At 69.0% G+C, this 26,063-nt stretch carries 24 protein-coding genes; 10 read left to right on the top strand and 14 right to left on the bottom strand.

Annotated features, from left to right (window positions below; genetic code table 11):
• Positions 1–178: 178 nt before the first annotated feature.
• The 6 genes from OG555_RS29200 to OG555_RS29175 all read right to left on the bottom strand — a co-directional run bounded on the left by OG555_RS29200 (position 179) and on the right by OG555_RS29175 (position 7,055).
• Positions 179–1,297, bottom strand: coding sequence for a glycosyltransferase family 4 protein (locus OG555_RS29200; protein WP_329475752.1), 1,119 nt, complete (start codon positions 1,295–1,297; stop codon positions 179–181).
• The gene (locus OG555_RS29195; protein ID WP_329475751.1) at positions 1,294–2,538 is read right to left on the bottom strand and encodes a M48 family metallopeptidase; all 1,245 of its coding nucleotides are present in this window, start codon (positions 2,536–2,538) and stop codon (positions 1,294–1,296) included. The genes OG555_RS29200 and OG555_RS29195 overlap by 4 nt, the downstream gene beginning before the upstream one ends.
• On the bottom strand, positions 2,531–3,982 hold the full coding sequence (locus tag OG555_RS29190; RefSeq protein ID WP_329475750.1) for a hypothetical protein: 1,452 nt from the start codon (positions 3,980–3,982) through the stop codon (positions 2,531–2,533). Before OG555_RS29190 ends, OG555_RS29195 begins: the two co-directional genes overlap by 8 nt.
• Before the next feature lie 142 nt (positions 3,983–4,124).
• Positions 4,125–5,174: a C40 family peptidase gene (locus OG555_RS29185; RefSeq protein ID WP_329475749.1), complete on the bottom strand. Its 1,050-nt coding sequence runs from the start codon at positions 5,172–5,174 to the stop codon at positions 4,125–4,127.
• Between the two features lie 215 nt (positions 5,175–5,389).
• A complete protein-coding gene (locus tag OG555_RS29180; RefSeq protein WP_329475748.1) occupies positions 5,390–5,665 on the bottom strand; it encodes a hypothetical protein in 276 nt (91 codons plus the stop codon).
• A gap of 82 nt (positions 5,666–5,747) precedes the next feature.
• On the bottom strand, positions 5,748–7,055 hold the full coding sequence (locus OG555_RS29175) for an NYN domain-containing protein (RefSeq protein WP_329475747.1): 1,308 nt from the start codon (positions 7,053–7,055) through the stop codon (positions 5,748–5,750).
• A 174-nt stretch (positions 7,056–7,229) separates the two neighbouring features.
• Between OG555_RS29175 and OG555_RS29170 the strand changes: the two genes are divergently transcribed.
• Positions 7,230–9,023: a DEDD exonuclease domain-containing protein gene (locus OG555_RS29170; protein ID WP_329475746.1), complete on the top strand. Its 1,794-nt coding sequence runs from the start codon at positions 7,230–7,232 to the stop codon at positions 9,021–9,023.
• A gap of 7 nt (positions 9,024–9,030) precedes the next feature.
• Here the strand turns inward: OG555_RS29170 and OG555_RS29165 are convergent, their stop codons facing one another.
• Positions 9,031–9,444, bottom strand: coding sequence for a hypothetical protein (locus OG555_RS29165; protein ID WP_329475745.1), 414 nt, complete (start codon positions 9,442–9,444; stop codon positions 9,031–9,033).
• A gap of 187 nt (positions 9,445–9,631) precedes the next feature.
• Between OG555_RS29165 and OG555_RS29160 the strand changes: the two genes are divergently transcribed.
• From OG555_RS29160 to OG555_RS29150, 3 genes are all read left to right on the top strand, one after another.
• Positions 9,632–10,366: a helix-turn-helix transcriptional regulator gene (locus tag OG555_RS29160; RefSeq protein WP_329475744.1), complete on the top strand. Its 735-nt coding sequence runs from the start codon at positions 9,632–9,634 to the stop codon at positions 10,364–10,366.
• 87 nt (positions 10,367–10,453) lie between these two features.
• Positions 10,454–10,741, top strand: coding sequence for an Lrp/AsnC family transcriptional regulator (locus OG555_RS29155; RefSeq protein WP_328521881.1), 288 nt, complete (start codon positions 10,454–10,456; stop codon positions 10,739–10,741).
• Positions 10,742–10,792: 51 nt separating this feature from the next.
• Positions 10,793–14,014 carry a hypothetical protein gene (locus OG555_RS29150; RefSeq protein WP_329475743.1) on the top strand — a complete coding sequence of 1,074 codons (3,222 nt, stop codon included), beginning with the start codon at positions 10,793–10,795 and terminating at the stop codon, positions 14,012–14,014.
• A 172-nt stretch (positions 14,015–14,186) separates the two neighbouring features.
• On the opposite strand, the gene OG555_RS29145 is transcribed toward OG555_RS29150, so the two are convergent.
• Positions 14,187–14,981 (bottom strand): hypothetical protein, encoded by a 795-nt coding sequence (locus OG555_RS29145; RefSeq protein WP_329475742.1) that lies wholly within the window; start codon positions 14,979–14,981, stop codon positions 14,187–14,189.
• Positions 14,982–15,272: 291 nt separating this feature from the next.
• Between OG555_RS29145 and OG555_RS29140 the strand changes: the two genes are divergently transcribed.
• The gene (locus tag OG555_RS29140; protein WP_329475741.1) at positions 15,273–15,971 is read left to right on the top strand and encodes a hypothetical protein; all 699 of its coding nucleotides are present in this window, start codon (positions 15,273–15,275) and stop codon (positions 15,969–15,971) included.
• 33 nt (positions 15,972–16,004) lie between these two features.
• On the opposite strand, the gene trpD is transcribed toward OG555_RS29140, so the two are convergent.
• From trpD to OG555_RS29125, 3 genes are read right to left on the bottom strand one after another with little or no spacing between them, the layout of a single operon-like run.
• Complete coding sequence (trpD, locus tag OG555_RS29135; protein WP_329475740.1) at positions 16,005–17,054, bottom strand: anthranilate phosphoribosyltransferase; 1,050 nt, start codon at positions 17,052–17,054, stop codon at positions 16,005–16,007.
• 6 nt (positions 17,055–17,060) lie between these two features.
• Positions 17,061–17,480, bottom strand: coding sequence for an Rv3143 family two-component system response regulator (locus OG555_RS29130; protein ID WP_328521886.1), 420 nt, complete (start codon positions 17,478–17,480; stop codon positions 17,061–17,063).
• 46 nt (positions 17,481–17,526) lie between these two features.
• Positions 17,527–18,444: a cytochrome c oxidase assembly protein gene (locus OG555_RS29125; protein WP_329475739.1), complete on the bottom strand. Its 918-nt coding sequence runs from the start codon at positions 18,442–18,444 to the stop codon at positions 17,527–17,529.
• Between the two features lie 142 nt (positions 18,445–18,586).
• On the opposite strand from OG555_RS29125, the gene ctaE reads away from it, so the two are divergent.
• From ctaE to qcrB, 4 genes are read left to right on the top strand one after another with little or no spacing between them, the layout of a single operon-like run.
• Entirely contained in the window at positions 18,587–19,189 is a 603-nt protein-coding gene (ctaE, locus tag OG555_RS29120) for an aa3-type cytochrome oxidase subunit III (protein WP_329475738.1), read from the top strand.
• A complete protein-coding gene (gene qcrC, locus OG555_RS29115) occupies positions 19,186–20,052 on the top strand; it encodes a cytochrome bc1 complex diheme cytochrome c subunit (RefSeq protein ID WP_329475737.1) in 867 nt (288 codons plus the stop codon). The genes ctaE and qcrC overlap by 4 nt, the downstream gene beginning before the upstream one ends.
• Positions 20,049–21,101, top strand: coding sequence for a cytochrome bc1 complex Rieske iron-sulfur subunit (qcrA, locus tag OG555_RS29110; RefSeq protein WP_329475736.1), 1,053 nt, complete (start codon positions 20,049–20,051; stop codon positions 21,099–21,101). The genes qcrC and qcrA overlap by 4 nt, the downstream gene beginning before the upstream one ends.
• A 5-nt stretch (positions 21,102–21,106) precedes the next feature.
• On the top strand, positions 21,107–22,765 hold the full coding sequence (gene qcrB, locus OG555_RS29105; RefSeq protein WP_329475735.1) for a cytochrome bc1 complex cytochrome b subunit: 1,659 nt from the start codon (positions 21,107–21,109) through the stop codon (positions 22,763–22,765).
• Between the two features lie 48 nt (positions 22,766–22,813).
• On the opposite strand, the gene OG555_RS29100 is transcribed toward qcrB, so the two are convergent.
• Complete coding sequence (locus OG555_RS29100) at positions 22,814–23,278, bottom strand: MarR family winged helix-turn-helix transcriptional regulator (protein WP_329475734.1); 465 nt, start codon at positions 23,276–23,278, stop codon at positions 22,814–22,816.
• Positions 23,279–23,317: 39 nt separating this feature from the next.
• Between OG555_RS29100 and OG555_RS29095 the strand changes: the two genes are divergently transcribed.
• On the top strand, positions 23,318–24,130 hold the full coding sequence (locus tag OG555_RS29095) for an alpha/beta fold hydrolase (protein ID WP_329475733.1): 813 nt from the start codon (positions 23,318–23,320) through the stop codon (positions 24,128–24,130).
• Between the two features lie 10 nt (positions 24,131–24,140).
• On the opposite strand, the gene OG555_RS29090 is transcribed toward OG555_RS29095, so the two are convergent.
• Together OG555_RS29090 and OG555_RS29085 are read right to left on the bottom strand one after the other, a co-directional pair.
• Positions 24,141–25,193: a branched-chain amino acid ABC transporter permease gene (locus tag OG555_RS29090; RefSeq protein WP_329475732.1), complete on the bottom strand. Its 1,053-nt coding sequence runs from the start codon at positions 25,191–25,193 to the stop codon at positions 24,141–24,143.
• On the bottom strand, positions 25,190–26,062 hold the full coding sequence (locus OG555_RS29085) for a branched-chain amino acid ABC transporter permease (RefSeq protein ID WP_329475731.1): 873 nt from the start codon (positions 26,060–26,062) through the stop codon (positions 25,190–25,192). The genes OG555_RS29090 and OG555_RS29085 overlap by 4 nt, the downstream gene beginning before the upstream one ends.
• Position 26,063: the final 1 nt, after the last annotated feature.

Raw genomic sequence — 26,063 nt, 5'->3', positions numbered from 1 at the left:
TCACATGACCGGAAACCAGACCACCGGGCCTCAGAAACAACAAAACCGGCGAACCGTTTCCGGTCGCCGGTGGAGTTGGAAGATGTCAGGCAGCGGCAGCCGGAGAGCACGAAGCTCGTACGGCTGCGATAAGTCGGCCCATCTGCTGCATGTCGGCCAGGGTACACGATTCGCGGACCTAGATGTCCAGGAGTTTCCTGAGTTCTGTGCCGGTGTGGGGCCAGGTCCAGGCGTGTTGGACCCACTCGCGGCCGGCGGCGCCCATGGCTTGGGCCCGGGCGGGGTCGGTGAGGAGCTCGGCGATGCGTACGCCGGTGGGCGCGGGGTTGTAGGGGTCGACGAGGTAGCCGGTCTCGCCGTGGCGGACGGTGTCGGGGGCACCGCCGGAGTCGCCGACCACGACCGGCTTCCCGGTCGCGGACGCCTCCAGCGTGACGATCCCGAGCGCCTCCGGCTCGAGGCCGAACCGCCGGGTCCGGCACGGCATTGCGAACACATCCGCAGCATCGACGTACGGCGGAATGTCGGCCCACGGCACCGGCCCGGTGAACACCACCGACGCCCGCACTCCCACCGACGCCGCCAGCTCCTCGAGCCGTTCGCGATCAGGACCGCCGCCGACCAGGAGCAGGATCGCCGACGGTACGGCGGCCAGGACCCGCGGCCACGCGCGGATCAGCGTGTCCTGCCCCTTCCGCGGAATCAGCCGCGACACACACGCGACCACCGGCACACCATCGAGGCCGAGCCCCTTACGGACCTGCTCTCCCCCGCAACCCGGGAAGAAGCGATCCGTGTCGACCCCGGGCGTCAGCCGCCGCATCCGTCCTACGGCGGCCGGCGACAGCGCCGGCGCGATCTGCGCCTCGCACCACGACGACACCGTCGTCATCGTGTCCGCCGCGTCACCGATCCTCCGCAACGCCCACCGCGCACCTGGTACGCCGGCCCACCAGGTCTCGTGCCCGTGCGTCAACGCGACGATCCGCTTCGCCCCGGCCCGCCGCAGCGCCGGGCCCATCAGCCCGAGCGGCGCGGCCGCACCGAACAGCACCCGGTCCGCGTCGTACTCGCGCAGCAGCCGGACGGCGCGCTTCGTGATCCGGGCCGTCGGCAACAACATCGTCGTCCGGTCCCGAACCACCGGGAACGGAAGGCTCTCGTCGTACGCCGTATCGCCGGGCTCGTGCGACGTGTAGACGACAGGCTCGGGAAGCTCGTCGCACAAGGATCGGACGAACGTCTCGATCCCGCCCTGGCGCGGCGGGAAGTCGTTGGTGACGACGAGCACCGTCATCGCGGCACCAGCGGCGGGACAGGCGTGCCGTACTCGGACGCCCAGGCCCGGCCCATCGCGATCCGCTCCGGCGCGGTCGGGTGGGTGGCGAACAGCCAGTATCGCCAGCGGCTCGGGTCCAGCCCGGAGATGTTCGTCACGGCCAGGTCGTGCTGCATTGCGACGAAGTCCGTCGGGTCGTTCGTCAGGTGCAGCGAGTGGTAGTCGGCGCGGGCCTCGATCCGGCGGCTGACCAGGTTCTGCACCGGGGAGGCGAGCGTCGTACCAGCGACTATCAGCGCGAGCAGCAGTGCGGTCCGGCGCGGGTCGGCCATCCGGGCCCTGAGCAACAATCCCAGCAACGTCACCGCGAACGCCGCGCCGAGCACGCCGATGATCGTGCCGTGCAGTACGTCGTTCTCCGCGGCGTGACCGAGCTCGTGCGCGACCACGAGCCGAACCTGCGCGGGCGGCGTGTTCTTCAGCAGCGTGTCGTAGAGGACCAGCCGGCGGGTCGAACCGAAGCCGGAAACATAGGCGTTCACGGCGGTCGTGCGCTTCGACGCGTCCGCGACCAGCACGTCCTTGACCGGTACGCCGTCCTGCGCCGCCAGCTGCATGAACTGGTCACGCAAGGCGCCGGCCGGCATCGACGTGAAGTGGTTGAACCGCGGCTCGACCAGCACCGGATAGGCGAACGACACTCCGAGCACCAGCACCGCGGCAGCGATTGCCGCAGGCAACCACCACGCGCTGCGCCAGCGTTTGGCCAGGCCGATCAGGACGAGCGCGATCACCGCGAGTCCGAGCGACATCAGCAGCCAGTTGACGGCGCGGTCACGCGTCCACAACCCCCAGTCCTGCACCGACAGGCCGTACTTGCGGGTGATCCGCTCGGCCATCACATCAGTCGGAACCGTGATCAGGCTGGTGAGCAGTCCCAGTCCGAGAACGAGCAGCGGTACGGCGACGTACCAGCGCCGGATGCGGATGGCGTCGTACAGGCGAGGGCCGAGCGGGCTGAAGCCGATCGCGAGCGGGACCAGGATCGTGAGCACCCACGAGGTTGTTGACCACGGCAACAACTCGTGGCGGAACGCGTTCTGGCGGGCGATCTCCGCAGCGGTGAAGTCGAGGCTCGCGTCCGGTCTGGGCAGGTCGATCAGGTGCCAGGGCGTGGTGACGACGATCGTCAGGATCAGCGCCACTGCGAGGACGCCCGCGGCCGCACGTGGTGCCCACCGTGCGACTGGCTCAGACACCGGCGAGCCTCTTGAGGTACTGCTGCCACTCGGCGACGAACTCCGCCTCGGTCATCCCCAGCACCGACTTGAACGCGTCCGCCAGACCGCTCGTGGTCTTCGACGCGTGCACCGCCCGGTAGAACTTCACCAACTTGCTCTGCCCCTCCCGCTCGGAGATGAGCCGGCACGCGAGCCAGGCCGACTCGTACGCCTGGGGCAGCTCGGTCGCCGACGCCGCGAACGCCTCCGGTGCCGGGAGGGTGGCCGGCACCTTGCCGGCCCGGATCGCCTTGAACAGTTCCTTCGCCGCCGACTCGTCCTGCACGGGTACGGCGGTGAACGCGACGTAGTCGGCGAACCCCTCGGCCAGCCACAACGGCACCGGCGAGGCCGTCGCGGTCGAGGCGACGTGGGTGGTCTCGTGGGTCAGCACGATCCGGCGGCCCTGTTTGCCGAGCTCCTCGAACAGCTTCGGATTCGCCACGATCCGCACCGGGGCACCGGCCTCGGGCGTGTCCAGCTCGGCCATCGTGACGGCGGCGATCTGGGTATAGGTGTTGGGCTGGGCGCCGAGGACGGATTCCATCTGCGCCTGCTTGGCCGGCAGGTAGACGATCACCTTCTGCCGCCAGCCCTTGCCCCACACCTTGGTGACGGACTCGACCGCCTTGTCCGCGACGGACACGTAACTCTTCGCGTCCGCCTCCGAGCCGAGACTGATCACCAGGCTGTGGGCGCCCTTGGCCACATCGATCGGGCCGAGCGCCCAGATCGGCCGGCGCTGACCGGCCACGAACCGCTCCGAGAACGAGGCGGCGTACGTCGCTCCGTCACGCGTGACGAACGTGACCGGGAGGGTCTCCCGGGCCGGCTTGGCGTCGAACCCGGCGAGCTGCCAGGACACCTCGACCTGAGCCAGCCAGGCCTGACTGCCGCCGAGCTCGCTCCGGCGGTCCGGAGTGAGCGCCCCGGTGTCGTCGCTCACGTACCGTAACTGGAATGTGCCGATCGGAAGCGTGCTCAGGTTGGCGAAGATCGTCCGCGCGCTGGCCCGGAACTCGGCGGCCTTCGGGTCGATGCTGTCCAGGAACTCGGTGCGGTTGTCGTTCTCGACCGCGTCGGTCATCTTCTGCAGCACGGCCTCGCCCGCGACGGCCCGCCGTACCCCTTCGGCGGCTTCGTCGGAAGTGGCGGAGGTCTGCGGCGGGTGCGTGCCGGACGCGTTCGGGTCGGCCGGCGCGTCGGCGATCTGGCGGAGTCCGGCGTACCCGGCTCCGGCGACCAGGCAGACGGCCAGGCCGAGAGCGACCTTCTTCGCGATCGGGGCGAACGACGGCGGGATCCCGCGACCACGCAGGGCTGGGCCGTCCACAGCCGACGGCCGGTCATCACTTCGCTCCGGACGGTCACCGGCCGGAGGCGCCGCCGGGAGAGGCACTGTGTCGCCCTGTTCGTCGATCACCTCGGCCCCTCGCTGCTCACCTGCCCCAGTCAGGCGGGACACTACGTGCCTCCTCCGACACTACGGCACTCGGATGATCGTGAAACGAATCGGCTCCGGGGGTCGTGCCCCCCGGAGCCGGTGAGTATGTCAAGGACGCAGGTCAGCCCGGGCGGACCGCGGTGTTGTAGGGCATCTCGTCCATCGGGGCGATCTCGACCGACTTGCCCGGACGCGGGGCGTGCACGATCCGGCCGTTGCCGATGTACATCGCGACGTGGCTGATCGGCGAGTAGTAGAAGATCAGGTCGCCCGGCATCAACTGGTCCTTGCTGACCCGGCGGCCCTCGCCGGCCTGCGCCTTCGACGAGTGCGACAGCGAGACACCGGCCTTGGCCCAGGCGTACATCATCAGGCCCGAGCAGTCGTAGGAGCTGGGACCGTCGGCGCCCCAGACGTACGGGTCGCCGAGCTGCGACAGCGCGGCCGACACCGCGGTGCCGGCGCGGCCGCTGACCGGCACCGGCAGGTTGTCCATCCGGTCGCCGGAGCGGGTCGGCCGCTCCTTGCGTGCCTTCTCGGCCGCGTCGGCATTCTCCTGCGCGATCCGCTTCCGGTCGGAGTCGCTGAGCTTGTCGAGCACCTTCTGCGCGGCGTCGAGGTTGGTCTGGAGTTGCTTCTTCAGGGTGTCCTGTTGAGCCTGCACGGCCTGCAGCGCGGACAGTTCGGTCTGCTCACTGGCCTGCAGATCGGTCAGCTTGCCCTCGGCCTGCTGGTAGCGGCGCAGCGCGGTGTCCTGCTGGCCCGCGAAGGCCTGGGCGGTCGACGCCTGGCTGAGGAACTGGTCGGGGTTCGGCGACAGCAGCAACTGAGCCGTCGTCGACATCCCGGAGGTCTGGTACCCGGCGACCGCGAGGGATCCGATCTGCCGCTTCACCGTGTCGACCTGGCCCTGCTGCTTGGCGATGGCGGCCTTCAGGGCGTTCACCCGGGCGGTCGAGGCGCTGATCTGCCCACGCAGGTCGTTGGCCGACTCACCGGCGACCTCGGCCTTGTGCTGCAGTGCGGCGACCTGCGCCTTCGCCTGCGCCAGAGTGGGCTGCGGATCAGCGTCCGCGGCTCCCTGGATGAAGATCACGCCCGCGACGACGGCGGTGCTGGTGATGGCGGCGAGGGCGATTCCCTTGGTGCGGTTGATGCGTCCGGTGGACACAGCCCGGTCGGTCCCTTCCTCTGCTCGCGCCGTCCCCGTCAACCGCGCCGGCTGTGGATATCTCACCCACAGGTGCCGACTGGTTACTCCCTCGGCTTACCGCTGCCCGGCCGGTCTGATCAACCGGCGCCCTGAGGCAACGAGACGTAACAGTAGTGACCGTTTCGTGACCAGTGCAATTCGCCCCTCGGGTTTGATCCAAAATTAACGCAGGATCATCCCGACCCAACGGCCGTTTCACCTTCACCTGCAGGGCTTTCGGCAGCAGTGTCGGGGTCGACACTGCTGACAGCGTGAACGAGGCGGAGCGGTGGCACCAGACCCGACTCGGCCAGGGCGTCCAGAGCGGCCTTCTCGTCGTCGTCGATCCGCAGGCTGCCGGACCGTCCGGCGGCGCCGGCCCGTTCGGTAGCGAAGCCGAGCACCACCGTGACCACGCAGTCCTGACAGCCCGGACCCTTCATCACGCACGCGTCGCAGTCGATCAGCACAACGTCCTCCAAAGTGGGGAAGCACCCGGACTTGCATCCGGCTGAGAAGGACGCTAGAGAAGGCCGCCGACAGTTTTCGTGGTCAGGCGCGAGCGATGCGTGCGATCAGACTGGCCGCGGAGAGTGAGCGGGCGCCGAGGTTGATGATGCTTTCGGCAACCTCGCGGTCGGTGGAGACGACGACGACCGGGCGCCCCGGGGGCTCGGCGCGGACCAGTTGCCGGATCACCTCATCGGCGATCACCCCGGCCGGGCTGAAGCGCACGCGCACACCACGGGGCGGATTCAGCTGCACCGGACCGGACAGCTCCGCACCGTCGAAGACGACTGTGACTTCGATCCTGCGTTGGGCGACCAACGCACCCAACGCCGTCACCAACCGCTGACGCTGCGAATGCAATGGTGAGTTGGGCCACGCGGTCTTCGTCACGTTGTAGCCGTCGATGATCAGATGCACCTGAGGCAACGACAACAGCTCGTCGAACAACGCCGGATCGTCCTCAGGCGCGGTCCGCCCGACCGGGGCGGCGTCAGGCTCTCTCCCGGCCACTGTGTCGGCCGGCCTGAGCTCTCCCCCGGGCGGCAACGCCAGTTCGCGCCGCAGTCCACTCGCTGCCTCGAGCACCGTGTCCAGCAGCAGGCGTGTCCGGGTCGACGCGAGTTCGCGTTCCTGTCCCGCCGTACGACGGGCCGCGTGTTCGACCGCTTCCAGTTCGGTGATGCGGGCGCGGAGTTTGCGCAGCTCACGCTCCACCTCGGCGCGGGCGGCGTCGACGCGCTCGTCGGCTGTCTCGGCTTGCGTCGTCCGGAGCTCGAGATCGCTCTGCAGTCCGCTGATGCGCTGACGCGCCTCGTTCAGTTTGCGGCGGAGCGTGACGTTCTCGGCCTTGAGCTCGTTGACCTGTTCACGAAGCCGTTCGCGGACTTGGCGGGTCTCGGTCCGGGCCTGATCGAGCTGGTCGGAGAGCCTGCTGACGACCTCGCCGTCGACCTGCGGCGTGTCGACCGGCACCTGGGCGGCCGCGGCGACGCGCTGCTCCCAGTCGTCCGGGCGGAGCAGGTAGGCCAGCGCCGCGACCTCGATCGGATCCGCGGTCGGAACGGGGATGCCCTCGGCCACGGCATCGCCGAGCTCCGGGTGCTCACGCCGTACCTGGAAGGCCGCGAGCCGGCGGAAGTGGTCGTCGGTCTCGAGGATGGGGCCGAGCACGGACGCCGACAATTTCGCGCGCTTGGCCGGCGCGAAACTGGCGAACCGCCGCAACGGGGCCGGGATGTCGGACGCGGGAAGCTGGCCGAGGGCGTGCGCGGCCAGAGTGAGAACCCGTTGCCGGACCGGTTCGGGCAAAGTCGTAGCGGCGGAGCTCGCGGCGGTGCCTGCCTCAGTCACCGGTCCGCAGTCCGGCCGGAATGCTGGCCTGGCTCAGCCAGTGATGCAGACCACAGCGGGCGGGCACGAAGCCCGGAATCGCGGTGATCGCCTGTGTACGCATACAGAGAGCCTAGTCGACTCCCGCGCGTGTCACCTGCGGAATTGTCGGTGGTGGCTCTTAGCGTCGTGGACATGACCAGCCCCGTGCGCGCGCCGGCTCCGGAACCGCTGATGCCGATCCGCGGTGTCCAGCCGAGTTTCGACGACCTGGGTACGCCGCTGCGCGACGTCACGTTCTGCGTCGTCGACCTGGAGACCACGGGCGGCGCGCCGGGTGAGTCGGGAATCACCGAGATCGGTGCGGTGAAGGTGCGGGCCGGTGAGCTGATCGGCGAGTTCCAGACGCTGGTGAACCCGTCGGATCCGATTCCGCCGTTCATCGCCGTACTGACCGGCATCACCAACTCGATGGTTGCCTTGTCACCGCGGATCGAGTCTGTGCTGCCGGCCTTCCTCGAGTTCGCCCAGGGGTGCGTGATGGTGGCGCACAACGCGCCGTTCGACATGGGCTTCCTGAAGCACGAGAGCCTCGTGCACGGGTACGACTGGCCGGACTTCGCCGTCGTCGACACCGCGCTGCTGGCGCGCCGGGTGATCACACCCGACGAGGCGCCGAACTGCAAACTCGGCACGCTGGCGAAGCTCTTCCGAACCACCACGACGCCGAACCACCGCGCCTTGTCGGATGCCCGTGCGACCGTCGACGTGCTGCATGGGCTGTTCGAACGCGTCGGCTCGCTCGGTGTGCAGACGCTGGAGGATCTGCAGACGTTCTCGTCCCGGGTCGCGCCGGCTGTGCGCGCGAAGCGGCACCTGGCCGAAACGTTGCCGCACGCACCGGGTGTGTATCTGTTCACCGACGATCGCGGCGAGGTGCTGTACGTCGGCAAGTCGAAGGACCTGCGGACCCGGGTCCGGTCGTACTTCACCGCCTCCGAGACCCGCAACCGGATCGGCGAGATGGTCGGCATCGCGACCGGCGTCCGCGGGATCGAGTGCGGGACGTCGCTCGAGGCCGAGATCCGCGAACTGCGGCTGATCGCGGAGCACAAGCCGCGGTACAACCGGCGGTCGAAGTTCCCGGAGCGGCAACACTGGCTGAAGGTCACCGTCGAACCGTTTCCCCGCTTGTCGCTGGTGAAACAGGTGCGCGACGACGACGCCGGGTACCTCGGCCCGTTCAGCTCGCGGAAGACGGCCGAGCGGGCGATGGCCGCGCTGCACGAGGCGTTCCCGATCCGGCAGTGCACCGCGCGGATGTCACGGCACCCGCAGTTGTCGCCGTGCGTCCTGGCCGAGATGGGCCGCTGCGTGGCGCCGTGCGACGGACGCATCTCGATGGATTCGTACGGCGAGTTCGTGACGGCGCTGCGGATGGCGCTGACCGTGGATCCGACGCCCGTGGTCGAGGCGGTGGACCGGCGGATCGACGTACTGTCGGCAGACGAGCGGTTCGAGGATGCCGCCGTCCATCGGGATCGGCTGAGTGCTTTCGTGCGCAGCTCGGCGCGGATGCAGCGGATGGCGTCGGTGACCGGATGCGCCGAGATCTGCGCAGCCCGGCGGACCGACGACGGCGGCTGGGAACTGCATGTGATCCGCCGCGGCCGGCTCGCGGCGGCCGGGATCAGCCCGCGCGGGACGGATCCGCGCAAGTACCTGGACATGCTCCGCGCGTCCGCCGAGACCGTGCTGCCCGGCATCGGCCCGGTCGCCTCGGCCTCGCCGGAGGAGATCGAGCTGGTCCTGCGCTGGCTCGATCAACCCGGCATCCGCCTGGTCGAGATGGACGGCACCTGGACCTGCCCGGTCAGCGGCGCCGGCCGCCACCTCACCCGCCTCGACAATGCCCACTCCGACGTCCACCACCACCCGACCGAGCGCCGGCGCCACCTGCGCCCGCTCGGTCCGGCGCGGGTCGGCTAGTCCGTGTCTAAGCCTCGATGAACTGGTAGTCGGTGCGGATCCTGCCGTCGGGTGCGAGCAGGAGGAGATCGATGCCTACCGCAAGCACCTCGCCGCCGCCGGCCGGCACCATCTCCCAGCGCAGCTTCACCATGTCCTGCAAAGCCGCGGCCTCACCGTGCGGCCGGAACACGAACTGCCCCGGCGCGACGAACTCGTCGTACGCCCGTGTCACCCGCCGTACGAGTTCCTCGTGCCCCCGGGCCTCCAGCGTCGCGGTGACGCCGATCTCCTCGGCCCGCTTGACGATCTCCTCCGGCGGTTCGAGCAGATGCAGGCCGTCCTCGGTCCACAGCTCCTGGATTGCCTTCCGCCGGGTTTCCGTGTCGGGTTCGTTCCACACCGCGACGTACCGCTCGGCCAATTCCTGCGCGTCGGACAAGACATCCTCCTCGAGTCCGGGCGACCCTCGCCGCCCTGCCTCAGAGCTTGCCGAGAGCGCCGTACCTCGGACAATTCCCTGCTGGGTATGGATTGTCGGTGCGATGCGCTAGACAGAGAACATGTTGACCTCGCCGCACCCCTCCGACCTGTCGAACGGCCTCCGGCTGTGGCGGAACCGTCGGCGGGTGAGTCAACTGGAGCTCGCGCTCCGAGCCGGCACGACACAGCGCCACGTGAGCTTCATCGAGAGCGGCCGCTCGGTCCCCGGCCGCGACATGGTCATCCGCCTCGCCGAGTCGCTCCAGGTCCCGCTCCGTGACCGCAACGCGCTGCTCCTGGCCGGCGGCTACGCCCCGGCGTACGACGAGACGCCGTACGACGGACCGGGGCTCGGGGCGATCCGGACGGCGCTGACCGGGATCCTCGAGGGGCATCGACCGTACCCCGCGGTGGTCGTCGATCGACGCGGCGACCTGGTGCTGGCGAACCGTGTCTTCCACGCGCTGACGACGGGCGTCTCAGCCCACCTCCTCACGCCGCCCGTCAACATCCCCCGCCTCCTCCTGGACCCCTCCGGACTGGCCCCCCGCATCGTCAACTTCGCCCAATGGTCCTGGCACGTGATCGACGCCCTGACCCGCGAAGCCGCACAGAACCCGACGCCCGAGTCCGACGCCCTGATCCAGGACCTGATCGCCCTGATCCCACCGCGCCCAGAGCCGGCGCCCGGGCACCTGGGCTTCGCGGTCCCGCTCTGCCTCCGCTCCGAGTACGGCGACCTGCGACTGATCACGACCCTCACCCGCTTCGGCACAGCGGTCGACGTCACGGTCGCCGAACTCCGCATGGAAGCGTTCCTCCCGGCAGACGACCAAACCACCAAGGCCCTCCGAGCCCTGGACCCCACCCACCCCGCCTGACCGGCTCGTCATACCTCGGAGCGCGAGTTGGGGGGTGGTCCGCACTATGCTTCAGCAGGTTGGGGTGTGATTCGAGGAGAGGACGGCATGGTCACCGCGATCGTGTTCATCAAGGCCGACGTCGCACGGATCCCGGAGGTCGCCGAGCAGGTGGCGGCGATCGAGGGCGTCAGCGAGGTGTACTCCGTCACCGGCGGGCTCGACCTGATCGCGATGGTCCGGGTCGCCCACCACGACGACCTGGCCACCGTCATCCCGGACCACGTGAACCGGGTGCCCGGTGTACTCAGCACCGAGACGCACATCGCGTTCCGCGCGTACTCGACGCACGACCTGGATGCCGCCTTCAGCCTGGGCCAGGAGGACGGTGTCTGAGGGCTGGGAAACCACGGCCTCGCTGACACGACCTGAAGTTACGGTGAACGCATGAGCAACCCTCCCGAGGGCTGGTACCCGGACCCCACCGGCCAGCCGAACACCATCCGCTGGTGGAACGGGAAGCAATGGACCAACCGCACCCAGCAAGAAGACCTCGCCGCGACTCACCCGGCAGACTCGAACCACGCCGAGCCCACCACGGCCACCGCCGAGCCCGTCAACGCACAGACCGGCTCCCCGCAGCAGCCAGCCGTGGTCCGGCCCGGCCCGTGGCAGCAGTCCGACGGTGAGGCGCGGTCCGAGGGTTCGCAGGAGTCAGGCGACACCGCGGACTCGAGTTGGTGGCAACAACAAGCCACGTCCCAACTATGGGCCAACGCCGAGGCAACCCAGTCGACTGGTGGGCCGCACCTGTCCGCGGTCGGACAGCCCGAGAACACCACCGGCCCAGCCGGCACCGAGGCAGCCGGTGACGAGGATCCTGAAACTGACGAGGACGGCCTGACCCCGTTCGAACGCGCTCGCGCAACCTGGAACGCACCTGTCATCGCCCCCGCCCCACCCGAACACTGGACCCAACGCGAAGCCGTCCCCCTCGACGACCTCGCCGAGACAACCAGCCAAGACCAGCCGAAGTCCTGGACCCTAAAACTCGCCCCACCCCCCGTCGACCACGACCCAACCGACACACCAGCCGCTGAGCCCACCCCCAACGCAACCGGCACCGCCGCAGCCAAAGCAGCCGACGCAAGCGACGCGGTCGCCGGACACAACGGACCCAGCGAAGGCAACGCAGCCACAGGACCCGCCGCAGGCGGCGGCACCGCCGCACGCAATGGTCTCACCGCGGTTGGAGGCACGGCGGCCAAGGCCGGACCTGCTGTGGGCGGCGCGGACACCTCCGACGGGGCGAGGGCAGAGTCGGCGGCACAGGGCTGGTCAGACGCGAGCTGGACCGGCGCCCCGAACGCGGGCCAGCAGCCGCAGCAAGCCTCACAGCCCGAAGGCCAGCAACCGTGGGCCGCGCAGCACGACGCCGACGAGCCCACGCAGATCCAGCCCACCTGGGGCGCACAGCACGATCCGCAGACCTCGCAGCCGACAGACCACACCCAGCCATGGGGACCTGACGAAGGAAGCGACGACCCCACCCAGGTGCAGCCAGCCTGGAACACCCAACCCGACCAGGACCACCAGACCTGGGCCGCGCAGCAGACCAACCAACCAAATGGTTGGAGCGCCCAACAGTCCGGCGAGGACACCGACCCGGCACAGCGCTGGGGCGCCCAGGAGACTGGCCAGCCCAACCAGTCCCAGGGCTGGAACGCGCAACCGACCGGCGAAGGCACCCGCCAGACCGAGGGCTGGAGCACGCAGGAGGGCGCCGAGCAGGCCGGTCAAAGTCAGGGCTGGGCCGCAGAGCAGAACGGCGTAGGCGCGGGCGATGCTCCGGCGTGGGGCGCGCAGCAGACCGGTGGGCAAGACGAAGGCTGGGGCACGCAGGAAGCCGGACAGCAGGCTGGCCAAGCGCAGAGTTGGGGCGCCGAGCAAACCGGTCATGACGACCAGGGCCAAGCCTGGGGTGCGCAGCCGACCGGCGATGACGCCGCCCAGGGCCAGCCGTGGGGAGCTCAGCAGAGCGGCGAGAGTGAGCAGGGCCAGGCGTGGGGAGCTCAGCAAAACGGCGCGCAGGGCGACCAAGCGCAGGGCTGGGGACCTCAGCAGAGCGCGCAGGGTGAGCAGGGCCAGGGCTGGGGAGCTCAGCAGAGCGGGGTGCAGGGCGACCAGGCGCAAGGGTGGGCGGCTCAGCAGGGTGGGGATGGCTCGGGGCAGGCTGGTGGTTGGGCGCATGAGCAGGCTGGGACCGACCCGTGGCAGCCGACTTCAGATGGCGGCGGCTGGGGTGTTGGTGACCAAGGCGGCCAGGGGGCTGGTGCGCCGTGGGGTGGAGACGAACAGCAGGCAACTGGCAACGGTCAGAGTGCGCAGCAGACCGGCGAGGCTTGGGGTGCGCAGCAGGCGAGCGGCGAGTCCTGGGGTAACGGCCAGCACGACAACGGCCAAAGTTCCGGCGGCGAGACGGGGGCTTGGGGTGCGCAGCAGGCCAGCGGCGAGAACTGGGGTAGCAGCCAGCCCGGCAACGGCCAGTGGTCGGCCGGCGGGGAGTCCTGGGGTGGCGGACAGAACGGCGGGCAGGATTCGGGTGGTCGGCAGGAGGCGGGTGCTGCGGCTTGGGGTGGGCAGCAGGGCGGTGGTGAGGGTTGGGGTGGCAGGCAGATTGGCAGCCTGAACTCGGGCAGTCAGCAGCAGGCGGCGTGGAGTGGTGAGCAGCAGAGCGGGGCTGCGGCGTGGGGGGCACAGCAGGCGGTTGGTGGTGGGCAGCAGAGCGGGGCTGTGGCTTGGGCGGCGCAGCAGGCGGTTGGCGGCCAGGAGACTGCTCCTCGGGCTTGGGGGGAAGAGGATGAGGCCTGGGGTGGCGGGCAGCAGGAGCTGAGCTCGGGTGGGGCTGGGCGTGGAGGGAAGCGGGAGAAGAAGGGCAAGGGGGACGGTGGCGGGCCTTCGGGGATGAAGGTGCCGTTGATCATCGGCGCGGCGGTTGCGCTGGTGATGTTGGTGATTGCGGCGGTGTTCCTGATCGTCAACCCGAGCGGCGACAAGAAGGCGGGACCGGACACCACCGGTACGCCGACCGCACAGCCGACCGGCAGCCAGCCGACGAACCAGAGCAGCACCAAGCCGGGGCAGTCGAAGAATCCGAAGCTGCACGAAGGCGCGCGCATCTCGTCCGACGCGATCTCGTTCCCCCGTCGTACGCCGCCGTGGTCGGACCGCAAGCGGTTGGTGCCGCAGTTGCTCGACTCCAGCGGGCAGTACGTCGTACTGCAGGAGAAGTTCGACGGCACGAACGACTGGTACGCCGACATCTTCGTCGGCGCGCTGGGGACCGGCTCGGGCTTCAACGGCGACCCGAAAGCGACCGCGGCGGCGCTGTCGATCCAGCTGCGGACCTCCATGTACGGGGACATTCCGGTGACGTTCAAGACGGTGGCCAACGGTGCGGTGAAGCGTTCGGACAAGTCGGGCTGGTTCTTCCAGCAGACGGTGACCGCGAAGTCGGCCAAGGTGACCGCTCGAGTGCTTACCCTGACTGTGGCCGTTTTCGACCTCGGTGACGGCACTGCAGTCGCGTACATCAGCGACATCCCCAACACCCGGCCGGATCTGAGGGCGGCCGAGAGTCAGGCCTACAAGGGAATCAACGTTGGCTGAGAACGAAAACCAGACCCCACAACCGCCCCAGCGGCCGCCCGCCCGCCACAGTGCGCCCGCACATGGCTCCGGCGACACCCCGCAGTACGGCGACCAACCACAGGCCCACGCGCCGACCCCGCCCCCCGCGGACCCGTCGGCTCGAGGCCTCGTGCCGCCCTCCGGCGATCCACTAGCCGGCACGCCCCAAGCCCCACCCACCCCAAACTCGCACTCCGCGGTGTCGGGGCAGTCCGCAGTGTCCGGGCGGTCGGCGGTGTCTGCGCAGTCCGGGGCTGATGCGTTGGGTGGTGGGTCGTCCGATCCGTTGTTCGGGCAGTCGCCCGCGCCGGCGCCGCCGCCCCCTCCCCCGCCGGCAGAGTCCGCCCGCGGCGGACAGGCGCCTTTCGGTATGCCGCAGCCCACACAGCAGCGGGGTCCGCAGCAGCCTTACCAGCAGCGCCCCGGGCAGCAACCTCCAGCGGCGCCACAACACTCGGCCCCGCAACACGCGGCACCTCAGCAGCCGCCTGCCCAGCAACACTGGACCCAGCAACAGCCTTGGCCCCAGCAGCAGGCCGGTCCGCAGCAATCGGGCGCCCAGCAGGCCGGACCGCAACAACGTGGCGGCTGGCAGGCCGGGCCGGGGCAGGCTGGCGGCCAGCAGCCCCGGTCGCAACAGCAGAGTCCCCAGCAAACGGGTGCACAGCAGGCCGGCCCGCAGCACGCCGGTCCGCGGCAGCCAAACGCACAGCAGCCTGGTCGGCAACACCAGAGTCCCCAGCAAGCAGGCACCCAGCAGGCCGGCGCGCAGCAGGCCGGTGCACAGCAGGCCGGTGCGCAGCAGGCGGGTGCGCAGCAGGCGGGTGCGCAGCAGATGTGGGGACTGCAGCCGGCTCCGTCGCGGCACGGTGGGCAGCAGCCGCCCGGGCAACAGCCGGCTTGCTACCAGCAGCAAGGTGGCTGGCAGCCCGGGCAGCCTCAGCACGCGCAGACACCACCCGGCCGGCCGCAGGTGGGGCCGCCTCAGCCAGGGCAGCCTCCGTACGGAGGGCCACAGACTGCCCGGCAGCCCGGCCACCCGGCACACGGGCAGCAGAGCGGGCAAGCGGCGTACGGGCAGTTGGCTGGTGGGCCGTCGCATGGTCGGCACGCCGGGCAGGCGGCGCACGGGCAGCAGGGTGGGCAGGAGGCGCATGGACCGGCTGAGTATGGGGTGACCGGGCCTGCGGGGCGCGGCGGAAAGGCGCCGATGGATCCTGGGACCAGGGCTCGGTTGGTGGGGGCGTTGGTGTTGGTACTGGCGGCGTTGGCGACCACTGGGTTGAGTGTCGGGTGGATCTGGAACAAGGCGGACGCGGTCAGCCCCGTCGCGTTGCCGTCCGGGAATCAGGCGCCGATCGAGACGGTCAGTCCGTCGGTGAAGCCGTCCGAGACGCCCACGCCGTTCGGCAAGGTGCTGGGCACCGAGATGCTTGCCGCTAACAACGACACGATGCCGATCATGAGTTCGGCCTGGACCAACTACGACGAGCAGACCGGTCTGTGGGGCGGCGCGGCGATCTGGTTCATCGTGCACAAGAACTACGACGGCAAGGACCACGACTGGGGTAACTACGCGGCATTCGGGCAGCTGGCTCCCGACATCCCGTACAAGAACACGGCGGCCGGCCTGAAGGAGGCCGCGGTGCAGGCGGGGTCGCGGGCGATCATCGGCCTGTACTCCAAGGACGTCAAGATCCTGCCCGGCACCACCCACAAGGCGATCACGGTCGGCGGCCATCCCGGCCATGAGCTCGTCGCCAAGGTCGTGGTGAACGAGGCCGGCGTCAAGGAGACCTTCTCGACCGTGATGATCGCGGTGATCGACCGCGGCAACGGCACAGCGGACGTGGCCGTCGCCGACATCGCCGGGTCCACGCCGGCCTGGCAGAAGGTCTGGCGCTTCAAGGTCAGCCAGATCAAGATCAACGCATAACGTGCAAAGGGCCGGCGGGGACTCCCCCGCCGGTCAGCCGCGCACCTCGGCGCAGGCCGCGATCCACCGATCCAGGGTCTCCTTCGCCGCACCGGAGTCGATCGCCTCCGCGGCACGATCCATCCCAGTACGGATCCGGCTGGTGATGTCCCCCGGCAACGGCTCATAAGCCGCCAGCGCCGCCCCGGCGTTGAGCAGTACGACGTCCCGCACCGCCCCCGGCTCACCGTCGACCAGCGCCCGGACGACCTTCGCGTTGTACGACGCATCCGCACCCCGCAACGCGTCCGCGACGACCGGCTCGATCCCGAGTTCCCGCGGATCCACCGTGAACGGCCCATCCACCGACCCACCGCCGACGATCCACACCTGCGACGTCGTCCGCGTGGTCAGTTCGTCGAGCCCGTCGTCACCATGGAAGACCAGCGCATCAATCCCACGTCGCGCCAGCACGCCGGCGATCAGCCCGGCGATCCGCTGGTCCGCAACGCCGACCGCCTGCGCAGACGGATCGCCAGGGTTCGCCAGCGGTCCAAGCAGGTTGAACGTCGTCGGTACGCCGAGCTCACGCCGAGGTACGGCGGCATGCCGCAACGCCGGGTGGAACGCGGAAGCGAAACAGAAGGTGATCCCGGCCCGCTCCCCCACCTCGGCGACCTGCGCGGCGGTGAGGTCGAGCGGAATACCCAGCTCCTCGAGTACGTCGGCCGCACCGCACGCCGACGAAGCCGCACGGTTGCCGTGCTTGACCACCTTGGCGCCCGCACCCGCCGCGACGATCGCCGCCATCGTGCTGATGTTCACGGTGTGGGCTTGGTCACCGCCGGTGCCGACCACGTCCAGCGTCCGGCCCGGCACCGAGACCTTGCCGGCGAACTCGCGCATCGTCGCGACCAGGCCCTCGACCTCGGTCACGGTCTCGCCCTTGGACCGCAGCGCGATCACGAAGCCGGCGAGCTGCGCCGGCGACGCCGCGCCGGACAGGATCTGCTCCATCGCCCACGCGGTGGCGGATGCCTCCAGGTCCTCACGCCGCAACAACGGGTTGAGAACCTGCGGCCAGGTGTAATCCGACTCGGCCATCGTCCGTCAGGCAGTGGTGGCGGGCAGCGTGGCCAGCCGCTGCCGGAGCAGGTCCGCGGTGACCTCGGCCAGCCGGAGCGGGTCGATCGGGTGCGAGACCGCGCCCTCGGCCCGCGACCAGGTCGCCAGCCACGCGTCCTGCGGGCGGCCGGTGATGACGAGCAGCGGCGGGCACTGGAAGATCTCGTCCTTCAGCTGCCGGGCGATGCCCATGCCACCGGCCGGCACGGCTTCGCCGTCCAGGATGGCCAGGTCGATCCCGCCCTTGTCCATGGTCTTGATCACGGCCGGTTCGGTCGCGCACTCGACGTACTCGAGCTCGGGCAGATCGGCGGCCGGCCGCTTGCCCAGGGCCAGCCGGACGGACTCCCGCGTCGTACGGTCGTCGCTGTAGACCAGCACCTTCAGCGGACGCTCTGAACTCATCGATCCATCCCAAGCTGTGTTCTAAGAAGACTGGACACCGCGAATGCTACCGGGGTGGCTGCGCGGCCCGGCGAGCCTGTTCCTCCAACCGGTCCAGCCGGCGATCCTCCCGGCGCGCCTCGCGCTGCGACTCGCGCACCCATTGGACGAACAGTACGGCGAAGAACACCACGCCGATGAGGTCACCGGAGCCCCAGAGCAGGCCGCCGGCGATGTACTGGTCGCGCAACGGCGACGGCGGCCAGGAGCGGCCGAAGCTCGTGTACCAGTCCTCGGCGATCAGCTTGTTCGCGGACATGATCGTGATGCCGAGGAACGCGTGGAACGGCAGTGTGAGGAATATCAACAGCAGCCGGAACGGGTAGATCACGCGCCCCGGCACCGGGTCGATCCCGAGCAGCGGCCAGAAGAAGAGTGAGCCGATCAGGATGAAGTGCACATGCAGCAGATCGTGCAACCCGGTCGAGTGCAGGGTGGCGTCGTACCAGCCGCTGAAATAGAGCGCCCAGGGGCTCAGCACGAACAGCGTGAAGCCGACCAGCGGGAAGCAGAGCACCTTCGCGAGCCGTGAATGCAACACGGAGAGCAACCACTTCCGGGGACGCTGTGGAAGCGTCCGCAACGCCAGCGTGATCGGCGCGCCGAGCGCCATCGCCAGCGGCGTCAGCATCGACAGCATCATGTGCTGGCCCATGTGCACGCTGAGCAGCACCGTGTCATAGGTCCCCAGCGCCGATTGGGTCGCGATCACGGCGCTTCCGAGCCCGACGCCGACGAACGAGAACGTGCGGCCCCGGGACCACTTGTCGCCCCGCTTGCGCAGCTTGTGGACGCCGTACAGATAGAGCCCGCCGAGGATCACGATCACGCCGAGTAACACCGGTTCGAAGGTCCATGCCGTCAGCAACCGCAGCGGCGTGAACGGCTCGATCTGGTCGCCGGGCGTGGCGTGGAGGGGAAGCACGCTTCAACAGTAAGAACAACGAGTTGACGACATGCATGGGGGTGGTCGTGGCGGTTGATACCCGGACCGACATAATGACGGCGTGGCCACTGCAACCGCGCTCCCAGCGTCTCGTGAACACGGACACCACGACCGTCCCAGCATGGTCAGTGTCGGCACGATCGTCTGGCTCTCGAGCGAACTGATGTTCTTCGCCGCCCTGTTCGCGGCGTACTTCACGATCCGGTCGGTGACGACCGCTTCCGCCGTGCCCGGTCAGGAGACGCTCTGGGACTTCTCGACCTCGCACCTGAACGTCACGTTCGCCTCGGTGAACACGTTCATCCTGGTCGCGTCGTCGTTCACCTGCCAGGCCGGTGTGTTCGCCGCCGAGCACGGCAAGGTGGGCCGGACCGGCCCGCTGGCGAATCCGCGCAACTGGGGTATGCGTGAGTGGTTCATCCTCACGTACCTGATGGGCGCGACCTTCATCGCCGGCCAGGTCACCGAGTACGCGACCCTGGTCCACGAGGGCCTGACGATCTCGTCGTCGCCGTACGGATCGGTCTTCTATCTGGCCACCGGGTTCCACGGTCTGCACGTGACCGGCGGACTCATCGCTTTCGTGTTCGTCCTGGCCAGGACGTACATGGCTCGTAAGTTCACCCACGAACAGGCGGTCTCGGCGATCGTCGTGTCCTACTACTGGCACTTCGTCGACGTGGTCTGGATCGCCCTGTTCGCGACCATCTACCTGCTCAAATGAGTGAGAAGAGACTTTCCTTGTCACCGGCGCGCTTCCTCTCCGCACGTCGACGGCACCGGTCAGCCGGCCTCGTCGTGCTCCTGTTCGGCCTCTTGGCAGTGGGTTCGGCGTACGCCGCCTTCGCCCCTGACAACGCGGTCGCGGACAACTCGCCCCAGTCCCAGCAGATCGAGGAGGGCAAGAAGCTCTTCGCGGTCGGTTGCGCCAGCTGCCACGGCCTGAACGCCGAGGGCGGCAGCAACGGCGAGGGCAAGATGGCCGGCCCGTCGCTGATCGGCGTCGGCGCGGCCGCGGTCGACTTCCAGGTCGGCACCGGCCGGATGCCCGCGATGCAGACGGGCTCGCAGGTCCCGCGCAAGACGCCGTCCTACACCGAGGCGGAGATCGAGGCGCTGGCCGCGTACGTCGCCTCGCTCGCCCCCGGCCCGGCGGTCCCGGGGCAGGAGTCGTACGACGTCAGTAAGGCGACCGACGAGCAGATCGTCCGCGGTGGGGAACTGTTCCGCACCAACTGCACGGCCTGCCACAACTTCGCCGGTCGCGGTGGCGCACTGCCGAACGGCAAGTACGCGCCGTCGCTGATGGGCGTCAGTGAGAAGCACATCTACGAGGCCATGCTGACCGGCCCGCAGCAGATGCCGGTCTTCTCCGACCAGGTGATGACGCCGCAGGACAAGCGCGACATCATCGCGTATGTGAAGTCGCTGCAGGAGCAGAAGGACCCGGGTGGCTTCGGTCTCGGCCGGCTCGGCCCCGTCTCGGAGGGTCTGTGGGGCTGGCTGGTCGGTATCGGCCTGCTGGTCTGTGTAGCGGTCTGGATCGGCGCCAAGGGCGTCAAGGCCAAGGGAGCGAAGGCCGAATGAGTCACGACGAGAACCTTCCCGCCGTGAAGGCGGACGAGGAGCACAGCCAGGTACAGGTGGCGGAGCCGATCCCGGACCCGGGCATCGAGCCGCACGAGTACCGGATCACCGACATCGACCCGAAGGCGGCCGACCGGGTCGAGCGCCAGGTGTCGACCATGTTCACCCTGGCCGCCCTGCTCGCGCTCGGCTCGTGTGTGGCGTACTTCGCCATCCCGCGGGACGGCCGGATCGTCTTCGGCCCGCTGTCCGGCAACGCCAACAACATGACGATCGGCCTGTGCCTGGGGCTGGCGCTGTTCCTGATCGGCGCCGGCGCGATCCAGTGGGCCAAGAAGCTGATGGTCGACGAGGAGATCTCCGAGGACCGGCACCCGGCGAACTCGTCGCCGGAGCAGATCGCCGAGATCACCGAGGCGTTCAAGCAGGGTGCCGCGGAGTCCGGTTTCGGCCGGCGCAAGATGATCCGCCGCTCGCTGATCGCCGCGATGGCCCTGCTCGGCCTGCCGGCCATCGTGCTGCTGCGCGACCTGGGTCCGCTGCCCGGCCGCAGCCTGTACAACACGATCTGGGCGAAGGGCGTCCGGGTCGTCAACGACGTCACGGGCCGCCCGATCAGGCCGTCGGACATGGTCATCGGCCAGCTGGTCAACGGGATCCCGTCCAACCTCCTGGAGCTGCAGGAGGTTAGCGCGGTCGCGTACCAGAACCAGCGGGCGAAGTCCGCGGTGATCATGGTCCGGATCAGGCCGAGCGAGATCCAGACCCCACCCGGGCGGGAGAACTGGGGTGTCGACGGCATCCTGTGCTACTCCAAGATCTGCACCCACGTCGGCTGCCCGATCTCGCTGTACGAGCAGACCACCCACCACGTGCTCTGCCCGTGCCACCAGTCGACGTTCGACCTGGCCGACGGCGCCAAGGTCGTCTTCGGTCCCGCCGCCCGTCCGCTGCCTCAGCTACCCTTGGCAGTTGACAGTGAGGGCTACCTGGTTGCGCAGAGCGGCTTCCTGGAGCCGGTCGGCCCGAGCTTCTTCGAACGAGGGTGACTGCAGTGTCAGACAAAGAGTTCCCCGGACCGGTCAAGTATCTCGACGATCGCCTCGGGATCGGCAAGATCGGCCGGAAGAACCTGCGCAAGGTCTTCCCGGACCACTGGTCGTTCATGCTCGGCGAGATCGCGCTGTACAGCTTCATCATCCTGATCCTGACCGGCATCTTCCTGACCTTCTGGTTCAAGCCGTCGATGGCCGAGGTCGAGTACCAGGGCTCGTACAGCCTGCTCAAGGGCCTGCACATGTCCGACGCCTACGCGTCGACGCTGAACATCTCGTTCGACGTCCGCGGCGGCCTGCTGATGCGGCAGATCCACCACTGGGCCGCGGTGCTGTTCATCGCCGCGATGATGGTGCACCTGCTCCGCATCTTCTTCACCGGCGCGTTCCGCAAGCCGCGCGAGCTCAACTGGGTGATCGGCTTCACGATGCTGTTCCTCGGCATCATCGAGGGCTTCATCGGGTACGGCCTGCCGGACGACCTGCTGTCCGGCACCGGTCTGCGGATCACCCAGGGCATGATCCAGGCGTCCCCGGTGATCGGCACGTATCTGAGTTTCTTCATCTTCGGTGGCGAGTTCCCGGGCGACCAGATGGTGTCCCGGTTCTTCACCGTGCACGTGCTGCTGATACCGGGGTTGATCCTTGCCCTCGTCACGGTCCACCTGTTCCTGGTCGTGTACCACAAGCACACGCAGTACGCGGGTCCCGGCCGGACCAACAACAACGTGGTCGGCTACCCGCTGATGCCGGTGTACATGGCCAAGGCCGGCGGCTTCTTCTTCGTCGTCTTCGGCATCACCGCGCTGATGGGCGCCCTGCTGCAGATCAACCCGGTCTGGCTGTACGGCCCGTACAACCCGTCAGAAGTGACAGCGGGATCCCAGCCGGACTGGTACATGGGCTGGCTGGAAGGCTCGGTGCGAATAATGCCCGGCTTCGAGTCGCATTTCTGGGGCATCACACTCAGCTGGAACCTGATCATCCCCGCCCTGCTGGTACCCCCTGCCTTCGTGACCCTGGTCGCGCTCTATCCGTTCATCGAAGGCTGGATCACCGGTGACAAGCGCGAGCACCACCTGCTGGACCGGCCGCGCAACATGCCGACCCGGACCGGTATCGGCGCCGCCTTCATCACCTTCTACGCCCTGCTCTGGATCGGTGGTGGCAACGACCTGATCGCCACCCACTTCGGAGTGTCGCTGAACCACGTGACCTGGTTCCTCCGGTTCGCGGTGTTCCTCGGCCCGGTGCTGGCGTTCTGGGTGACCCGGCGGATCGCGATCTCGCTGCAGCGCGCCGACAACGACCGGCTGCTGCACGGCCTGGAGACCGGTGTGATCGTCCGCTCCCCCGAGGGCAAGTACACCGAGCGGCACGAGCCGATCGGCACCTACGAGTCGTACACCCTGACGGCCCGGGACCGGCTGCTGCCGCTCGACATCGGTCCGGAGACCGACGACAACGGCGTCCGCGCCCCGCGCCGGGCCTTGAACAAGCTCCGCGCCCGGCTGTCCCGGTTCTACTTCGCCGACGCGGTGCAGAAGCCGACCCGGGAGGAGCTCGAGGAGGGTCACGAGCACGCTCACGACTCCGACGAGATCCACGACCTGAGCGAGACGGAGACCTACCGCGAGGTCACCAGCGACCGCTCCTGACGTCGTACCGAACGACAAGGCCTCGGCATCACGCCGGGGCCTTTTCGTTTATCCCAGCACCTCGGAGACCTCGGTCAGGTAGTCCTTGACCAGCGCTTGGTCGCCGGGGGCAAGGGCTTGGGTGGTGGCGATCAGGCGGTCGAGGAGCGGGCCGAAGAACTGCCAGCCGAGCGCGATCGCGGTGTCGGAGACCTGCAGGTGGGCGCTGCGGCCGTCTGAGCGGCTTCTGAGGCGTTCGACGTGGCCGGCGGCCTCCAGGCGGTGGATCACGGCTGTCGTCGCCTGAGAGGTCATTCCCAGCTGCTGAGCGAGCCAGCTCGGCGTGGCGTCCAGGCCGGCCCGTTCGGCGTCCAGGAGGCGGATGAGCGCCCGTACGTCGGTCCCGTGCAAACCGGTCGTCCGGGCGAACTCCCCCGCCGCCAGCTCGAGCCGCACCGCGACCTCACGCAGCAGGTGCACCAGCTCCAGCGCCGCTGCCCGCTCGGGATCGGCCGGACGCACTCCTTCACGCATGCCAGTAGATTACCTCACTGAGTGAGCTATTCTCGACTCATGACCTTCCAGGACGCGTACGACGCCCTCCTCGCCCGCTGGGGAGTCCCGGTGGAACAACTCAACCTCGGCGGCACCCACGTGAACGCCTGCGGCCCCGCCGACGCCCCTCCCTTGGTGCTGCTGGCCGGGCATGGAGCCACCTCGACGGTCTGGTTCGCCGTCGCTCAGCACCTGGCGGAGGATCGCCGCGTCTACGCCGTCGACCTGATCGGCGACGCAGGCCGCACGATCGGAACGCCACCACGCACAGTCGACGATCTGATGACCTGGCTGACCGGAGTGCTCGATGCTCTGCAACTCGACCGCGCCACGCTGGCCGGACATTCGTACGGCTCGTGGATCGCGCTCACTTACGCGCTTCGCAACCCGGGACGAGTCGGCAAGCTCACACTGATCGATCCGACGGAATGCTTCGCCGGCCTGAAGGCGAGCTACGTCGCCAGAGCACTCCCCACGCTCCTGAAGCCCAGCCCGGCACGTAACGAATCCTTCCTGCGCTGGGAGACGCAGGGCCTGCCGGTCGCGCCGGACTGGTTGCGTCTGGCCGGACTGGCCACTCTCGAGCCCAGCGCCCGACCGGTCCGCCCGCAGCGGCCGGCACTGGCTGACATCGAGCGCTTGGACAGCGAGCTCGTTGTCGTCGTCGCGGATCGCAGCAAGGCGCATGACCCCGACGAGATCGCCCGACGCGCCAGTGCCGCCGGGGCGAGCGTCGTACGGATCGCGACCGCCACCCACCACTCGCTGCCGGAGTTGCATGCCGAAGAACTGGCCGGCGCCTTGCTGCGAGCAGGGTCGAAGGGTTTGTAGCTTCGTCTCCTCAGGTGTGTGGGCTCCTTCGGCGGCCACCGATCGAGCCGAGCAGTGGGAGGCCGAGTTCGCGACCGGACGTGATTCCGCCGGGACGGAGGAGCAAGGTCAGCAGCAGCGTCAGGGCGAGGATCAGCTGCTGGATACCAGGGTGCGGAGCGAGCTCGAGCGGGCCCACATCGCCCCCGGCCTCGATCCTTCGGAGCAGCTCGGCCAGCACCGAGATGAACACGGTCCCGATGACGGCCCCGCTCAGGCTTCGGATTCCGCCGACTATGAGCATGAGCAGTGTGAGCAGCGTGAGCTGGAGGTAGACATCACCCGGGGTCAGCGCTCCGAGGAAGTGGGCATACAGGCCACCGCCGACGCCGCACACGAACGCACTGATGACGAATGCGATCGAGCGGTCGCGACGGATGCGGACCCCCAGCGCGGCGGCGGCGACGGGATCCTCGCGGGAAGCCCGCAGCCGGAAACCGGACCGGCTCAGTTGGTAGGCCAGGGCGACGGCGATCGCTCCGATGAGCCAGGGGACGGTGGCGCCGATGGTGAGATCGGCCGGGATCCCCACGATCCCCTGCGAGCCACGCGTGACCGCGTCCCAGTTGCTGATCACGACGTTCACGCTGATGAGCAGCGCCAGGCTTGCGATGCCTGCCGCCATCCCGTCAAGCCGCAGGATCACCAGCGAGAAGACGGCGCCGAGCAGGAGGGAGAGCAGACCGGAGATGAGCAGCGCCTCGGGGAGGCTGAGCTCGAGCGCCGCGAGCCACCCCGGAAGCGCGGGCAGCAGGGCCTGCTTCAGGTTGTGGGGAATGGTCGTCAGCGCGGTGACATACGCACCCACGGCGACGAACACGACGTGACCGAAGGACAGCACACCCGAGTTGCCGACGAAGATGTACGTGCCGACGGCGATGACACCCATCACGAGCATCTGCGTGGCTGTCCGCTGGGTCGTCTCCGAGCCGATCAGGGCCAGGCCACTGACCGCCAGCACCAGCAGCGTGCAGACGACGGCGGGGGCGCTGCGTGCGAGCACGGAGGTCCGCGGGTGCGTCATACGCGCACCGCCCCGGGGCGGCCCGCGATGCCATGCGGCCGGAACATGAGGATCACGACGATCCCGAGGTACACCAGGGCGTCTCGGTACGGGGCCATCTCGCCGGGCAGATATGCCTGCAGCATCACCGAGAGCAGGGCGAGCACAAACGCACCGAGTGCCGCCGCCCACAGCCGGCCGAGCCCACCGAGCACGACTGCGACGAAGCCGGTGAGCACCGGACTCAAGCCCATGGCCGGCGTCAGCGTGCCCGTTCTCGCAACCAGGAAGATCGCCGCGATCGCCGCGAAGGCGCCGCTCATCCCGAACGCGGCAGCGACGACGAGGTTGGCGCGCACCCCGAGCGCACGGGCCATTCTGAAGTCCTCGGCCGCAGCGCGCATCTGGAGGCCGAGCGGCGTCGCCCGCAGGAACCACGCGAGCCCCAGCAGCAGCACCGCGGTGACACCGACGATCGCGATGTCGAGCTTGCCGACGGACAATCCGGCCACCTCCACGCCCGCGCCGAGGCTCCCGAGCACGTCGGCGCTCTTCGGGTTGGCGCCCTCGAACAGCAGGACGCCGCCCTGGACGAACAGGCTGAGGGCGAAGGACGTCATCAGCAGCGTCTCCCCGGTCGCCCCACGCACGGAGCGGAAGGCGAGCCGTTCCATCGCGAGCCCGCACCCGATGACGACGGCCACGACGAGTACCGCCGCCACGGCGAAGGGCAGCGCGGCGAACCACAGCAGCGCGTACCCGCCGATCATCACCAGCTCGCCGTGAGCGAAGTTGATCAGTCCCATGATGCTGAACAGCAGGGCGATACCGATGGCGATCAAGGCATCGAGGCTGCCGAGGCTGAGCGCGTTGACGAGGTTCTGAGCCATC

This window comes from Kribbella sp. NBC_01484 (assembly GCF_036227145.1).
Lineage (GTDB): Bacteria > Actinomycetota > Actinomycetes > Propionibacteriales > Kribbellaceae > Kribbella.
This window is presented reverse-complemented; position numbering and strand designations above follow the sequence as displayed.